This window comes from Aeromonas sp. 5HA1, from assembly GCF_029237245.1.
Classification (GTDB): Bacteria; Pseudomonadota; Gammaproteobacteria; order Enterobacterales; family Aeromonadaceae; genus Aeromonas; species Aeromonas salmonicida.
Map to the genome: position 1 here is coordinate 53,688 of NZ_JAACFW010000020.1, position 13,884 is coordinate 67,571.

At 62.1% G+C, this 13,884-nt stretch carries 16 protein-coding genes; 5 read left to right on the plus strand and 11 right to left on the minus strand.

The window, feature by feature from the left end:
• Genes GWQ27_RS17045 through hypA form a run of 4 tightly spaced genes read left to right on the plus strand, consistent with a single transcriptional unit; the run spans position 1 to position 2,710 of the window.
• Complete coding sequence (locus GWQ27_RS17045) at positions 1-252, plus strand: HypC/HybG/HupF family hydrogenase formation chaperone (RefSeq protein ID WP_234579454.1); 252 nt, start codon at positions 1-3, stop codon at positions 250-252.
• Entirely contained in the window at positions 246-1,358 is a 1,113-nt protein-coding gene (hypD, locus tag GWQ27_RS17050; protein WP_275907848.1) for a hydrogenase formation protein HypD, read from the plus strand. The genes GWQ27_RS17045 and hypD overlap by 7 nt, the downstream gene beginning before the upstream one ends.
• Positions 1,355-2,359 (plus strand): hydrogenase expression/formation protein HypE, encoded by a 1,005-nt coding sequence (gene hypE, locus GWQ27_RS17055; protein WP_163130189.1) that lies wholly within the window; start codon positions 1,355-1,357, stop codon positions 2,357-2,359. The genes hypD and hypE overlap by 4 nt, the downstream gene beginning before the upstream one ends.
• Positions 2,360-2,368: 9 nt before the next feature.
• The gene (gene hypA / locus GWQ27_RS17060; RefSeq protein ID WP_275907849.1) at positions 2,369-2,710 is read left to right on the plus strand and encodes a hydrogenase maturation nickel metallochaperone HypA; all 342 of its coding nucleotides are present in this window, start codon (positions 2,369-2,371) and stop codon (positions 2,708-2,710) included.
• Here hypA and GWQ27_RS17065 read toward each other — a convergent pair.
• Positions 2,688-3,044, minus strand: a complete 357-nt coding sequence (locus GWQ27_RS17065) for a hypothetical protein (RefSeq protein WP_275907850.1) — start codon at positions 3,042-3,044, stop codon at positions 2,688-2,690. The genes hypA and GWQ27_RS17065 overlap by 23 nt on opposite strands.
• On the opposite strand from GWQ27_RS17065, the gene hypB reads away from it, so the two are divergent.
• Positions 2,928-3,755: a hydrogenase nickel incorporation protein HypB gene (hypB, locus tag GWQ27_RS17070; RefSeq protein WP_275907851.1), complete on the plus strand. Its 828-nt coding sequence runs from the start codon at positions 2,928-2,930 to the stop codon at positions 3,753-3,755. The genes GWQ27_RS17065 and hypB overlap by 117 nt on opposite strands.
• Positions 3,756-3,844: 89 nt before the next feature.
• On the opposite strand, the gene GWQ27_RS17075 is transcribed toward hypB, so the two are convergent.
• From GWQ27_RS17075 to hybA, 10 genes are all read right to left on the minus strand, one after another.
• Entirely contained in the window at positions 3,845-4,486 is a 642-nt protein-coding gene (locus GWQ27_RS17075; RefSeq protein ID WP_275907852.1) for an ATP-binding cassette domain-containing protein, read from the minus strand.
• Between the two features lie 114 nt (positions 4,487-4,600).
• A complete protein-coding gene (locus GWQ27_RS17080; protein WP_275907853.1) occupies positions 4,601-5,389 on the minus strand; it encodes an ATP-binding cassette domain-containing protein in 789 nt (262 codons plus the stop codon).
• Entirely contained in the window at positions 5,383-6,198 is an 816-nt protein-coding gene (locus GWQ27_RS17085) for an ABC transporter permease (protein WP_275907854.1), read from the minus strand. The genes GWQ27_RS17080 and GWQ27_RS17085 overlap by 7 nt, the downstream gene beginning before the upstream one ends.
• Complete coding sequence (locus GWQ27_RS17090; RefSeq protein ID WP_275907855.1) at positions 6,188-7,198, minus strand: ABC transporter permease; 1,011 nt, start codon at positions 7,196-7,198, stop codon at positions 6,188-6,190. The genes GWQ27_RS17085 and GWQ27_RS17090 overlap by 11 nt, the downstream gene beginning before the upstream one ends.
• Positions 7,183-8,793: an ABC transporter substrate-binding protein gene (locus GWQ27_RS17095; RefSeq protein ID WP_275907856.1), complete on the minus strand. Its 1,611-nt coding sequence runs from the start codon at positions 8,791-8,793 to the stop codon at positions 7,183-7,185. The genes GWQ27_RS17090 and GWQ27_RS17095 overlap by 16 nt, the downstream gene beginning before the upstream one ends.
• Positions 8,794-8,924: 131 nt before the next feature.
• Positions 8,925-9,452, minus strand: a complete 528-nt coding sequence (gene hybE, locus GWQ27_RS17100) for a hydrogenase-2 assembly chaperone (protein ID WP_275907857.1) — start codon at positions 9,450-9,452, stop codon at positions 8,925-8,927.
• Positions 9,434-9,964 (minus strand): HyaD/HybD family hydrogenase maturation endopeptidase, encoded by a 531-nt coding sequence (locus GWQ27_RS17105; RefSeq protein WP_275907858.1) that lies wholly within the window; start codon positions 9,962-9,964, stop codon positions 9,434-9,436. Before GWQ27_RS17105 ends, hybE begins: the two co-directional genes overlap by 19 nt.
• Positions 9,964-11,667 carry a hydrogenase 2 large subunit gene (gene hybC, locus GWQ27_RS17110; RefSeq protein ID WP_275907859.1) on the minus strand — a complete coding sequence of 568 codons (1,704 nt, stop codon included), beginning with the start codon at positions 11,665-11,667 and terminating at the stop codon, positions 9,964-9,966. Before hybC ends, GWQ27_RS17105 begins: the two co-directional genes overlap by 1 nt.
• The gene (gene hybB, locus GWQ27_RS17115) at positions 11,664-12,851 is read right to left on the minus strand and encodes a Ni/Fe-hydrogenase cytochrome b subunit (protein ID WP_021140343.1); all 1,188 of its coding nucleotides are present in this window, start codon (positions 12,849-12,851) and stop codon (positions 11,664-11,666) included. The genes hybC and hybB overlap by 4 nt, the downstream gene beginning before the upstream one ends.
• Positions 12,844-13,884 carry a hydrogenase 2 operon protein HybA gene (hybA, locus tag GWQ27_RS17120; protein WP_275907860.1) on the minus strand — a complete coding sequence of 347 codons (1,041 nt, stop codon included), beginning with the start codon at positions 13,882-13,884 and terminating at the stop codon, positions 12,844-12,846. Before hybA ends, hybB begins: the two co-directional genes overlap by 8 nt.

Sequence of the window (13,884 nt, forward strand, 5' to 3'; positions counted from 1 at the left end):
ATGTGTCTATCCATCCCCTCTCAGGTGGTGCAGCTGCACCCAGAAGATAACTGCGTCACCGTCGATACCCTGGGGGTGCAGCGGCGCGTCAGCTGTATGCTGCTCGAAGAGCCCCTCAACCTTGGCGACTATGTGCTGCTCCATATCGGCTTTGTGATGAGCAGGATTGACGAAGAGGAGGCGCAGGCCAGCCTCGAGAGCTTCCGCCAGATGGTGGCCCTGATGCCCGATCAGGATATCTTGCCATGCTGACCTTGAATGACTTGTTTCAGGGCTTTCGTCAGCCCGACGTCATCCGCGCCCTCGCCGCGCAAATTACCGAACTGGCCAAAGATCTGCCCGAACCGCTGCGGGTGATGGAGGTGTGCGGCGGCCATACCCACACCATCATGAAGTACGGCCTGCACCAGTTGCTGCCGGCCAGCATCGAGTTCGTTCACGGCCCCGGCTGCCCGGTCTGCATCATGCCCAAAGAGCGCATCGATCAGGCCATCGAGCTGGCCCGCCAACCCAACGTCATTCTGGTCACCCTGGGGGACATGATCCGGGTGCCGGGCTCCAAGGGCACGCTGGCCCAACAGCGGGCCAAGGGGAGCGATATTCGCCCCGTCTATGACCCCCTCGATGCCCTGCGCATCGCCAAAGAGAATCCGGACAAAACCGTGGTCTTCTTCGCCATCGGTTTCGAGACCTCCACCCCGATGACAGCCGCGCTCTTGGCTGCAGCTGAAGCCGAAGGGGTCGATAACCTGCTGTTTCATATCAACCATGTGCTGGTACCGCCCGCCATTCACGCTGTGATGGCTGACGGGGTTGCCAAGGTGAACGCCTTTATCGGCCCCTCCCACGTCAGCGTCATCACAGGCGCCGATATCTACCTGCCCATAGTCCAACGCTATCAGGTGCCTGTGGTGGTGAGCGGCTTCGAGCCGGTGGATGTGATGGAGGCACTGCTGATGATGGTGCGCCAGAAGGTGGAAGGCCGCTACGCCCTGGAGGTGCAGTACACCCGCGCCGTCACTGCCAGTGGCAATAAAGCCGCCCAGCGGCTGGTCGAGCGCTTTTTCGAGACCCGCGAGCATTTTCGCTGGCGAGGTCTGGGGGATATCAACGCCTCCGCCCTGCGCCTGCGCGATGCGTTTGCCAAGCGCGATGCGGAGCGCCACTTCGCGCTCAATCAGACTCCCATCGATGACCACAAGGCGTGCCAGTGCGCCGATATCCTGCGCGGCTTGGCCAAACCGAACCAGTGCAACGTCTTTGGCCGGGGCTGCACCCCGACCCAGCCCATGGGCAGCTGCATGGTCAGCTCCGAAGGGGCCTGCAATGCCTACTACCGATATATGGGGATCCAATGAGAGAAATTCAGTTAAGCCACGGCGGCGGCGGTGTCGAGATGAATCAGCTGATCAACCAGCTCTTCTTTCGCCACTTTGGCAACGAGATCCTGCTGCGCGGTGAGGATGCCGCCCTGTTGCCGGTGAGCGGCCCCATCGCCTTCACCACCGACAGCTTTACCGTCTCGCCACTGTTCTTCGAGGGGGGTGATATCGGCAAACTGGCCATCGCTGGCACGGCCAACGATCTCGCCATGATGGGAGCCAAACCCGAGTACCTGAGCTGCAGCTTTATCATCGAGGAGGGCTTCCCCTACGCCGATCTCGCCCGCATCGTCGAGTCGATGGCAACAGAGCTTGCCAACAGCGGCGCCCGCATCGTCTGCGGCGACACCAAGGTGGTGCCCAAGGGAGCGGCCGACAAGATTTTTATCAACACCAGCGGGGTCGGCACCTTCCCGCTGCCTGAGCAGAGCCGGGGCATCTCGGTACGCAACCTCAAGGCCGGTGACGCCATTCTGGTGTCGCGGGATATCGGCAGCCACGGCGCCTGCATCCTGATGGCCCGTGACGCCCTGCAACTGGGGTCTGATCTCAAGAGCGACTGCACCACCCTCTGGCCGCAGGTAGAAGCACTGCTAAAAGCTGGCATTACCCCTCACGCCCTGCGCGATGCCACCCGCGGTGGCCTCGCCGCCGTGCTGAATGAATGGAGCACCGCCTCCCAAGTGGCCATCGAGCTGGAGGAGTCCGCCATTCCGGTGTGCGATCCGGTGCGTGGCCTGTGCGAGCTCTACGGCTTCGAGCCCCATGATCTCGCCAACGAGGGGACCATGGTGCTGGCCCTGCCTGCCGAACAGGCGCAGGACGCACTGGGCATCTTGCAGCAATTCAACCCCGCAGCCAGCCAGATCGGTGTGGTGCAAGCGAGCGAGCGTCACAAGGTGATCCTCAATAACCCCTGGGGCAGCCGCCGTTATCTGGAGCTGCCCCAGGGGGAACTCCTCCCGCGGATCTGTTAAGGAATCACCATGCACGAAATGTCTCTGGCCATGGCAGCCATCGATCTGGCAGCCGAACAGGCCACCCAGCGGGGTTTTAACAAGGTGACCGCCCTCTGGCTCGAGGTCGGCAGCTTCTCCTGCGTTGACCCGGACACCATCGTCTTCTGTTTCGAGGCCGCCGCCAAGGGTACCGCCGTCGAAGGGGCCCAGCTCCACTTTCAGCACCAGGCGGCAGAGGCCTGGTGTTACGACTGCAACAAGACGGTCACCCTCACCGAGCGCGGGCAAGCCTGTCCCGAATGTGGCGGATACAAATTACGCGTCGCGCAGGGGAACAGCCTGCGCATCACCGACATCGAGGTAAGTTGATATGTGTAGCGTATGCGGATGCGGCCAGGCGCGGATCGCCGGCCATGAAGATAAGCACAACCATGCCCACCCCCACGATCACGACCATGAACATGCTCATGACGCACATCACCATCATGACCAAGAGCAGAGCGCGCCACGTACTCTGATCATTCACCACCACTATCACCATCAGGGAGATGTCCATCACCACTACCACGGTGTGCGGGCCCCCGTGGTGACAGAGGGTCATGATCACCCTCATGAGCACCACCATGATCACCCTCACGACCATCAGCATGATCATCCCCACTCTCATGATCACGGGCATGACCACAGCCATGACCATGACCATGACCATCAGCAGGGTGATCTGCACTATGGCAAAGGGGAAGCGGGACTGTCGGTTCCCGGCATGGGGCAGCGCCAGCTGATCGCCATCGAGATGGATGTGCTGGCCAAGAACAATGCCCTGGCAGCCCACAACCGCGAGCACTTCGACGAGGCGGCCCAGCTGGTGCTTAACCTGGTGTCGAGCCCGGGTTCAGGCAAAACCACCTTGCTGTGCGAAACCCTGTGCCAGCTGGCTGACAAGCGCCCCTGCGCCGTGATCGAAGGGGATCAGCAGACCAGCGCCGATGCGGATCGCATCCGTGCCACCGGCGTCCCTGCCGTGCAGATCAACACCGGCAAGGGCTGCCATCTGGATGCCAAAATGGTTCACGACGCCTGCCACCAGCTGCCCGCCAATGAAGGGGGCATCCTCTTTATCGAGAACGTGGGCAATCTGGTCTGCCCCGCCAGCTTCGATCTCGGCGAGAAGTACAAGGTGGCGATCCTCTCCGTCACCGAGGGGGAGGAGAAGCCGCTCAAATACCCGGACATGTTCGCCGCCGCCCAGCTGATGGTGATCAACAAGATTGACCTGCTCCCCTACGTCAGCTTTGACGTGGCCCGCTGCATCGAGAACGCCAAGCGGGTCAACCCTTATATTCAGGTGATCCAGGTCAGCGCCACCACAGGTGAAGGGATGGATGCCTGGCTGAACTGGCTGGCCAGTGCCTGAACCGGTTAAACACCGTTTGCTAACGGCAGATAAAGAGAGGGAGGCTGATGCCTCCCTCTGTTTTATTGTGCTGACTGCTCCCCCAGCCCTCAGGCCACATTGCAAACCATCGACTCCTGCTCAGCAGGTGCCTCACCAAAACGCAGCACTCGATGGCAGATCTGGCGCAGCAGCGCCTGCTGGTGACTGAAAACCAGCATGCCAAGCCCGCGCTGCTCGCACTCAATCATCAACTCCTGCCAGAGCTGGCGCTGAATTTGCGGATCCAGCTGGGCGGTCACCTCATCGGCAATAAGCAAACGAGTACGGGGATCGAGGGCGCGCAGCAGCGCGATGCGGGCCAGCTCGCCACCGGAGAGCTGACCTGGCTTGCGACTGAGCCACGCAGGCTTGACCATAAAGCGGGCCAGCATGGCGTCATCGGGGCGCCATACATCCCACAGCGCCTGCCCTGTGGTGCGATAGGGATTGAAGGTGAGTTCCGGATGCTGGGGCACCAGCTGGATGGGGTTATAGCCTTTTACCTGCTTAGGCAAAGGCTGCCCATCCAGCCGCATTTCCCCGCTTCCCCGAACCGGTTGCCAACCGGCCAATACCCGCCCCAGCGTGGTTTTGCCATAACCGCTGGGGGCAGAGATGCCGAGCCGCTCGCCCGCTTTCACCGTCAGCGACAACCCCTGCCAGAGGGGGCGTTCCCCCTGGGCAATGGTGAGATCTCGTACTTCAAACATCCGCTGACCTCCGGGGTAACAAAGAGTGAATGAAGCTGCGGCCAGGCCTGACATTGAATACCAGCCATTGCATATCTGCCACGCAGCGGACTATCCGTTTCAGAGATGAAAACATCAGGAAACCTCCGGCACAGAGAAGAGCGTGTTGAACTCCGGCAGTGCCTGCCAGTGAGCACGGAGCATCTCGCTCCCCTGCCCCTGGCGCAGATGGTGGCTGCTCAAGGTATCGCTCACCTGCCCCTGATGCAGCGCCACGATGCGATCGGCAAAACGGGCCGCCAGCGCCAGATCGTGAGTGACCCAGAGGATGCCGCTGCCCTGATTGGCCAATTCGCGCAATTGGCTGAGCAGCAGACAGGCCAGCCCTTCGTCGAGCCAGGCGGTGATCTCGTCCGCCAGAATGTAGCGGGCGCCGCCGAGCGCCGCGGTGCAGGCCAGAATGCGCTTGGCCATGCCGCCGGAGAGCTGGCGCGGGTAGCGGTCCAGCGTGGCAGCAGGCAACTGGTAGCGCTGCAGTTGCTCGCCGAGCCGTTCGCGAGAACCGTTCTGACCGCAGAGACGCGCCGCGCGGCCCAGCTGGCGCTCCACCGTCAGCAGCGGATTGAGGGCGCTCACCCCCTGCGGCACATAGCAGAGGGTGTGGCCGCGCAGACGGGCCCGGCTGGCGTCGCACAGGGGCGTGCCATCGAGGGAGAGGGTGCCACGCATCCGCAGGTTGTCCGGCAGCAGGGTCAGGGCGCTTTGCAGCAGCAGGCTCTTGCCCTCGCCGCTCCCCCCCACCAGCGCCACTATCTCCCCCGGCGCCAGTTGCAAGCTGATATCGGTCAGCAATGGCTGCCAGCTGCGCCGCCCCAGCCAGGAGTAGTGGGCCGCCTCTATGGTCACATGGTCAAAACTCAGCATGGTTCACTCCTGTGCCACAACAGCTGTTGCAAAGCGCGGGTAGCCTGATCAAACAGCAATACCAACAGCAGCAACATCAGGCCCGGGAAGAGGGCCAGCCACCAGCCGCCACCGGCCAGATAACGCAATGCATCGGCCAGCAACAGGCCAAGGGAAGCCTCGTGGGCCGCCAGACCAAAGCCGAGAAAGCTCAAGGCTGCGCTGTGCAGCACCGCATGGGGAAACATCAGCAAGGTGCCGATAAACCACTGGGGCAACAACCCCGGCAGCAGGTGGGTGCGCCAGCGACGCAGTGCTCCCATCCCCTGACAGCGGGCCAGCACCACATAGTCGCTGCAGGCGATCCGCCGCGCCTCCGCGCAGAGGATCAGCGCCAGCTTGGGCCAGTGGGTGAGCGCCACCGCCAGGATCACCCCGCGCATGCCGCCCCCCACGGTAAAGCAGATGAGGATCAGCAGCAGCATATGGGGCAACGCCAGCATGGCGTCAATGAGCAGCCGCACCGCCACATCGCATCTGGGATGAATAAGCGACACGCTTGCCGCCACCATGGCCAGCAGCCCGCTGCACAGGGCCGTGCTGATGCCGAGCTCCAGACTGGTGAGGGTGCCCTGAAAGGCGCGCAGCCAGAGATCCCGCCCCATCTGATCGGTCCCGAACCAGTGGACCAGCGATGGAGCCTGCTGACGGGCCAGCAGATCCATCGGCACATCCTGATGGGAGAGGGTCCAGCCGTAGGCGGCCAGCAGCGCCAATCCTGTCAGCGCCACGCCGAGGCGCACTATGGAGGGAAGCGGATTAAACAGCATGCTCGCCCTCCCAGCCCCGATTGATGCGGGCCAGCAGCACACTGGCCACAGTGTTGCCAATAAAGACCAGCAGGGTGCAAAAAAGCACTATGCCCATCAGCAAGGGAATATCCCCCCTAAGCCCCGCATCCACGGTCGCCTGCCCAAGCCCCGGATAGGAGAAGACCTTCTCCGCCAACAGGGATCCGCCAATCAGCTCACCCAGCGAGGCAAACTGCAGGCAGAGCGCCGGGGTCAGGGCATGGCGTAGCACGTGAAAACGTAGCATGGGCCAGCCGCCATCCCCCTGGGCGCGGGCGTAGCGGATAAAGTCGCTCTCCAACACCTCGGCCACCCGCCCCCGGGTATGCAGGGCAATGTTGCCCACCCCGAGCAGCGCAAGCGTGGTCACCGGCAGCAGCAGATGGCGCAATCGCATCAGCCAGTCCGCCTCATCGGCAGAGAGCCCCGGCGTCCAGGCGCAGCAGACTGGCAGTAGCGGCCAGTGCACCGCAAACAGGGCGAGCAGCAACAGACCAACCCAGAAGGTGGGCAGGGAGGCAAGCAGATAGGCAAAGCGGCAAATAAGACGGTCAGGCCAGCGGTTGAGATAGCGACCGGCGCACAGCCCCAGCAAAATGCCGAAAAAGCCGGAGAGCAGCCAGGCCCCCGCCAGCAGCAGGAAGGAGGCAGCAAAGCGGCTGCCGATCACCTGAACCACAGGCGAGTTGTAGAGCATGGAGTAACCGAGATCCCCCTGCAGCACCTGGGTAAACCAGTGCCAGTAGCGCAGCCAGAGCGGCTGATCCAGCCCCCAGCGAGCGGCAATACGGGCGTACTGTTCCGGAGGCACATGGAGCAGATCGTTGCCGATATAGGCCTTGATGGGATCAATGGGGGAGTAGCTGAGCAGCACAAAGGTGGCGACAGAGACCAGACACAAGAGCCCTGCCAGACGCAGCAGGGCTTTTAGCAACAGATAACCGGAATGACTCAAGATCGAACTTAGCGGCACGTCCACCGCCAGTCAGAGAGGTTGTTGAGCAGGGACCAGCTACCGTGAATTTCCGGCGCCCCCTTGCCAAGGTCGATGCAGCGGTTGGCCAGATACGTGTGCTGCACATTGAGCAGCCAGGCCCAGGCGGCATCCCCCTGCACCCCGGCGCCTGTCTTGCCATCCCACTCCACCTGCTGCCAGAACGGCACGGCCGCCTGCCAGTTCGGGGCATCGAGCGCCTGCTTGAGGTGGCCATCCACTACAGGGTTGCTGTAGTAGCCCGGGTTGTAGAACTCAACGCCGCCCGAGCCGCTCTGGTAGTGGTGATAGAGCTCCATGGGATCCAGACTCCCCCACCCCATCAGCACCGGATTGGCGTGCATCTCGCGCTCCACCTGCTCCCAGCTGCCAGATTTGAGGCTGACATCAAGACCTATGGGTTTGAGCATGGCGCGCACCGCTTCCGCCAGATCCCGGCGGGTACTGTCGCCACTGGTGTACCAGAGGGTAAAGGCGGCGCGCAGGGAGCCCTTGTGGCGAATGCCGTCACTGCCCATCTTCCAGCCAGCCTCGTCGAGCAAGGCGTTGGCATGGGCGACATCGCCGTCCTTGAAGGCGGTAGATTTGCTTTGCCAGGGCAACCCTTCCACCGCGCTGTAAGCGGGGATGGCATGCCCTTCCAGCAGCTGGTCGGCCAGCAGCTTGCGGTCGATGGCATAGTTGATGGCGCGGCGCACCGCCACATCCGAGGTCACGTCGTTACCGACGGGATAACCTTTGGCATCTTTACTACCCGCAGCCGGAATGGGGAAGACGATGCCGCGGTTCTCCACGCTCGGCCGAACCCACAGCTTGAGGGAGGCAGGCACGGTGGGCGCCAGCGACGGGGGGATGCACACCAGATCGAGCTGGCTGCTCTGGGCGGCGGCATAGGCGCTCTCTTCATCGATAAAGACAAACACCAGCCGTTTGAAATCATTGTTGCCACCGGCGTAATAGGGGTTCGCTTCCACCACCAGTTGCTGACCGGGCAGGAAGCTCACCAGCCGGTAAGGGCCGGCACCGACAGGCTTTTGGGCGTACGCTTTTGCGTCGTAATCCTTCTTCGACACGATACCGAGCGAGCCCAACACGTTGACGAAGGTGCTCTGGGGGGCACTCAGGGTGATGGCCACCTCGGTAGGCGAGACCACCTTGGCCGAGACAAAGTTGCCCATGTCGATCTTGCCGCCGCCCTTGGCTGCGCTGTTGTAGGTAAATGCCACATCCTCGGCGGTGAGCGGCGCGCCATTGGAGAATTTCAGGCCGGGCTTGAGGGTGATAAGCCACCCCTTGCCATCCTTGTTCGGTGTCACCGATTGGGTGAGCAGATCCTGCCAGCTGAGATCGGCGTTCTGCTTGAGCAGCGGGCTGTGCAGCAGCAGGTAGCTGCCGTGACTCCAGCCAAGCAAGGGGTCAAACCCTTCGGTGGGCTCAGCACCGATGGCGAGCTTGAGCTCGGCAGGTACAGATTGGGCGGCGGCCTGCGCCACGTGAGAGGCAGTGCCCAGCAGCAGGGTCAACAGGGCGGTAGCGCTGGATCTAGCGTAATGGCGAAGAGAATTGCGTGGAACAGTCATGGGGATCCTTCTTGTTTTGTACCACTCACGGATCATCACTCAAAAAAGAGGCGGAATGCGTGTCTGAACATGGGAATGAGGGGCCAAAATGGCCCCCTATTCTAAACTTGATTTCGCGTGAAACCTAGCGACTATGCCGGTTGACCGCGCCGGGCACCGAATAGCCGCCTGCGCCCCAGATCCACGCCGACGGCACCTTGATGCAGCGGCAAGGAGAGCAGCATCTTGAGGGTGCTGCTCACCAGTGAGCGCCCCTGCTCGGCCCCGAGATGGGGATCGAGCGGCGACATCAGGGAGCAGGACAACAGCTGACCACTTTCTGGCAGTTCACCCACCATAAAGGTCAGGTTGCCGCAGGGGAGCTGCAGGGCGAGCCGATCGCTGCTGCTGCGCACCGGCCACAGTTGATCCGGCCCCGGCAGCACCACCACGATCAGCATCCAGGGGGTGAGCACGCAGCCGAGCCACTGACCTTCAAACAGCACACACTCCGCCACGATGGGCATGGTGGCGTGATAGAAGGGCAGCCCTTGCATCTCCTCACGGGCGATCCGCTCATACTGGGCGACCAGCAAGGGCGCAGGATTGGTGGCAAAACCCGAAAACTCCTGCCCGCGTTCCTGCATGGCATCTGCCTCGCTTAAATGGGACTGCGCCATAAGCCCTCCCGTTCTTGTTCAGCTTTCTCCTGCTCAGAGAGCGGGATGGCGGGGGCGCCAACGGCGGCCAGCAGGGTCAAGATCCGATCCTTCGCCTCCCCCATGGCGGCCGCCACCACTGGGGTGAGGCCGATGCGCGGTTCGAGGGATTCAGGCTCTATGCCGATCAGAGTGAGCCGCTTGGGCGACTCCCCCGTCATATGCAGCGCCGAGAGCACGTCCGCCAGCCCCAGCTGATGGGGGGAGATCTTGCGGCCAAACAGGGTCGGGATCTCCTCATCCTTCAGGGTCACCACTGTGCCCGGCGGGTTACCACTGCGCACCGCATCCGCCAGAATGATGTGATCGCGACTGGCCATGGCTTCCAGCAACTCCATACCGGCGGTGCCGCCGTCCAGCAGCTCGATGCCGGGGGCAAAACGGTATTCGCGCCCCAGCGCCTCGACGATGCGCACTCCCACTGCCTCATCGCTCAAGAGCAGGTTGCCCACGCCCAGGATCAGGGTGTTCATCACAGCACCTTCACCTGAGTCGTTTCGCCATTCTGGGTATCCACCACGTGAACCGCGCAGGACATGCAGGGGTCGAACGAGTGGATGGTGCGCACCACCTCCAGCGGTTTGGCGGGATCCGCCACCGGCGTGCCCACCAGTGCCTGCTCGTAAGGGCCGGGCTCGTCATTGAAGTTGCGCGGACCCGAGTTCCAGGTCGACGGCACCACCGCCTGATAGTTGGCGATCTTGCCCTCCTTGATGACGATCCAGTGGGAGAGCATGCCGCGCGGCGCCTCTTCAAAACCCACCCCGCGAAACTCCTTGTCCGCCGGGATCTCGGCCTTGATGTAGGCGGTGAAGTCCCCCTTGCCGATGTTGTCGATGAGCGCCTTCCACTGGTGCGCCAGGGTGTCTTTCAGCACGCAGCAGCGCACCGCCCGGCCAATGATGCGGCCCATGGTGGAGTGCAGCTGTTCGGTCTTGATGGCAGAGCCGGTGAGCGCTTTATAAATGCCGTTCAGCTGATCGAAGTGAGCCACCGTCTCCGGGTGCTTGGCGGCCAGTTTAACCAAGAGGTCTGCGAGCGGCCCCACCTCCACCACCTTGCCGTAGAAGGTAGGGGATTTGACCCAGGAGTATTTGCCATCATCCTGCCAGCCGGTGTAGTTGGGTTCGGTCTTGCCCTCCCACGGCTTGAGCGGCTCGTCATCCTTGTACCAGGCGTGCTTGTTGCTCTCGGCAATGCCATCCATCAGCCAGGCATCCTGATGACTCTCTATGGGGCGATAACCCGCAAGATTGCCATTCTCGATATAGCCGCCCGGCATCAGGAAGCTGCCACCGTCGGCGTCGGTGGGGAGTTCGGGCACGCTCAGGTAGTGCCTGGCCCCCTGCCCCAGCGCCAGCCACTCGGGGTAGTGAGCGGCGATAATGGCGGCATCCACCTTGTAGACCTGCTCGATAAACTCGCCGAGCCGGTCGATGAAGCTCTTCACATAGAGCAGCCGTTCCAGGTTGAGCACGCTCGGCGCATCCAGGTTGATGGGGTTGGCCACCCCGCCCACCGCCAGGTTTTGAATGTGCGGGGTCTTACCACCCAGAATGGCGACGATGCGGTTGGCATCGCGCTGGCACTCCAGCGCCTGCAGGTAGTGAGCCACCGCGATGAGGTTCACCTCCGGGCTCAGCTTCATCTCCTTGTGACCCCAGTAACCGTTGGCAAAGATGCCAAGCTGGCCGCTCGCCACCAAAGCGCGGATCTTGTCCTGCACCTTGGTCAGCTCTTCGGCGCTGTTGAGGGACCAGGTCGACACCCCTTTGAGGATGTCCGCCGCCTTTTGTGGATTGGCCTGCAGCGCTGCCGTGATGTCCACCCAGTCCAGCGCCGAGAGCTGGTAGAAGTGGACTATGTGATCGTGGATGTTGTGGGCCGCGATGATGAGGTTGCGGATGAACTGTGCATTGACCGGCACCTTGGCACCGATGGCGTTCTCCACCGCCCGCACCGAGGCGATGGCATGGATGGAGGTGCATACCCCGCAGATCCGCTGCACTATCATCCAGGCATCGCGCGGGTCGTTGCCCTTGACGATCTCCTCCATACCGCGCCACATGGTGCCGGACGACCAGGCCTTGGTGACTATGCCGCCTTCGATCTCGCAGTCGATACGCAGGTGCCCCTCAATGCGGGTGATGGGGTCTATGGTGATACGTTGGCTCATACGTTGGCTTTCCCTCGGGCCTGATAATCTTGGTGAACACGTTCAAGTGATGGCAGTACCGGCAAGAGCCGGATCAACAGCAAATAGGCACACACCTCGATGGCGACGAAGCCCAGGGAGATCAGCACCTCCTCCGCGGAGGGGAAGTAGTGGTAGCCATTGCCGGGGTTGAAGGCGAGCAGGGAGTAATCCAGTCGCCAGAGGGCTGCGCCCAGCAGCATGCTGAGGGCCCCCAGGAACAACATGCGCGAATCCCGGCGGCTCTTGTCCCAGTGGAACACCAGCAGCGGGAAGAGCATCAGCGCAATCTCGCTCCAGAACATGATAGAGAAGCGATTGAACTCGGAGAGATAGGCCGACTTGTCGTTGATGACGATCTCGGCAAAACGCAGCGCCACAAACAAGATCAGGAAGATGTCGATCACCTGGGTCAGCTTGTAGAAGAGCGACTTCTCGTTGGGACCCCGCCCCGCCAGCCCCGCCTGCACCAGGGATCCCTCAAACACCACTATGGAAAAACCCATGATGAAGGCGGTCAGCAAGGAGAAGACAGGCAGCAGCTCATAGCTTTGCCAGAGCGGATGTATCTTCTCCCCCGCAACTATCATCAGGGAGCCCATGGAGGACTGGTGCATGGTGGGCAGCAGGGCCCCCAGCGCCAGCACGAAGAACATGATCTTGTTGAGGCGAATGAGTGAGGCCTTCCAGCCAAACTTTTCCAGCAGCACGGGCGCGAACTCCAGCGCCATCACCCCGATATAGATGGTCATGCAGACCGCCGTCTCGAACAGCACAGAGGAGGTGTTGAAGTGGCCGGGCAGGTAGAAGTACGGCAGGTTCCAGTAACGCCCTACGTCTATGGTGATGGAGAGGCCACCCAGCGAATAGCCGAACAAGCTTGCCAAGAGCGCAGGTCGCACCAGGGGGTGATACTCGCCCCGGTTGAACACGTAAACCGCCCAGGCCAATGCCCAGCCACCGCAGGCGAAACCGGTACCGATCAGCAGGTCAAAGGAGATCCACAGCCCCCAGGGATAACCCCCGTTGAGATCGGTGACCGAGCCCAGCCCGAAGAAGAGGCGTTTGAGGATCAGCATGCCGCACAGCACGGCAAAGGGGGCCAGCACCAGCACTGGCCAGCTGACCAGCTTGCCGCCGAGCGGATACGCCTTGTGATTACTCATGATCCTTGCCTCCCTTTTCATGGCCCTGTTTGCCCGAGCCCTGATCATGGCCATCGCCTTGATGGTGATCGTGGCCGTTCTGCTTGCTGTGGCGACGAATGAGCACAGAAAGACCGGTCAGCACCACCATGGGCAGCACCATCCCCTTGTAGAGGGTGTGCTGAATATGCTCGGAGCGGGCACCGGAGGAGAGCTCCGGCAGGTCGGGCATGTCGAGCTTGGTATAGGGCACCCCGGCCAGCACCAGTACCTGGGTACCGCCTCCCTCCTTCTCGCCATAGACGTAAGGCTGGTAGCTCGGCACCTCATGCAGATAAGGGTCGTTGGCGGTAAGGGTCTGGCGCGGATAGGCGTATTCGCTGCCGGGGCTCGCCAGCAGGCGGCGCTTGGCCTCGGCCATCAGATCCTCGCGGGTGCCAAAAATCACGGCGCCGGTCGGGCACACCTCGACACAACCGGGCAGCTTGCCCTGAGTGATCCGCTCAAGCCCTTTCTGGTTGCAGAGTTCGCACTTGTGGATGGCCCCGAGGGGGTTGTCGTAGTCATATTTAGGCACATCGAACGGGCAGCCCACCATGCAGTAACGGCAGCCGGTGCAGACGCTCGGATCATAATGAACAATGCCGGTCTTGGGATCTTTTGTAAGGGCCTGCACCGGACAGACCGAGACGCAGTTGGGATCGACGCAGTGCATGCACTGCTTCTTGATGTAGGCGTAACCATCTACCAGCTGATCCTTGTGCTCACCCGTGCCGCTCTTCCACACCTGAATGATGTTGTTGGTGTAGGGCGTCAGCTTGTCGTTGGTGGACCAGGTCTGTGCTCCCTCCGGATTGGACGAGTTGCCATTCAAACGCTGGCACTCCGCCACACAGGCCTGACAGCCAACGCAGAGGGTGGAGTCGTAGAGCATGCCGAGCGACCCGGGAATGGGCGGCTTGTTCTTGGCCGCCGCCATGGCGCTGCCGGGCACGCTTGCCCCTGCCGCCAGTGCGCTGGCAGAGGCGAATTTGAGGAAATTGCGTCTGTTCAC

What these genes read in the sequence shown, in the direction of transcription:
- hypA (WP_275907849.1), top strand. Translation starts at nt 2,369, where the DNA reads ATGCACGAAATGTCTCTGGCCATGGCAGCCATCGATCTGGCAGCCGAA.
- hybB (WP_021140343.1), bottom strand. Translation starts at nt 12,851, where the DNA reads ATGAGTAATCACAAGGCGTATCCGCTCGGCGGCAAGCTGGTCAGCTGG.
- GWQ27_RS17080 (WP_275907853.1), bottom strand. Translation starts at nt 5,389, where the DNA reads ATGCTGAGTTTTGACCATGTGACCATAGAGGCGGCCCACTACTCCTGG.
- GWQ27_RS17065 (WP_275907850.1), bottom strand. Translation starts at nt 3,044, where the DNA reads ATGGTCATGGTCATGGCTGTGGTCATGCCCGTGATCATGAGAGTGGGG.
- GWQ27_RS17095 (WP_275907856.1), bottom strand. Translation starts at nt 8,793, where the DNA reads ATGACTGTTCCACGCAATTCTCTTCGCCATTACGCTAGATCCAGCGCT.
- hybC (WP_275907859.1), bottom strand. Translation starts at nt 11,667, where the DNA reads ATGAGCCAACGTATCACCATAGACCCCATCACCCGCATTGAGGGGCAC.
- GWQ27_RS17075 (WP_275907852.1), bottom strand. Translation starts at nt 4,486, where the DNA reads ATGTTTGAAGTACGAGATCTCACCATTGCCCAGGGGGAACGCCCCCTC.
- GWQ27_RS17085 (WP_275907854.1), bottom strand. Translation starts at nt 6,198, where the DNA reads ATGCTGTTTAATCCGCTTCCCTCCATAGTGCGCCTCGGCGTGGCGCTG.
- hypE (WP_163130189.1), top strand. Translation starts at nt 1,355, where the DNA reads ATGAGAGAAATTCAGTTAAGCCACGGCGGCGGCGGTGTCGAGATGAAT.
- GWQ27_RS17105 (WP_275907858.1), bottom strand. Translation starts at nt 9,964, where the DNA reads ATGAACACCCTGATCCTGGGCGTGGGCAACCTGCTCTTGAGCGATGAG.
- hypD (WP_275907848.1), top strand. Translation starts at nt 246, where the DNA reads ATGCTGACCTTGAATGACTTGTTTCAGGGCTTTCGTCAGCCCGACGTC.
- hybE (WP_275907857.1), bottom strand. Translation starts at nt 9,452, where the DNA reads ATGGCGCAGTCCCATTTAAGCGAGGCAGATGCCATGCAGGAACGCGGG.
- GWQ27_RS17045 (WP_234579454.1), top strand. Translation starts at nt 1, where the DNA reads ATGTGTCTATCCATCCCCTCTCAGGTGGTGCAGCTGCACCCAGAAGAT.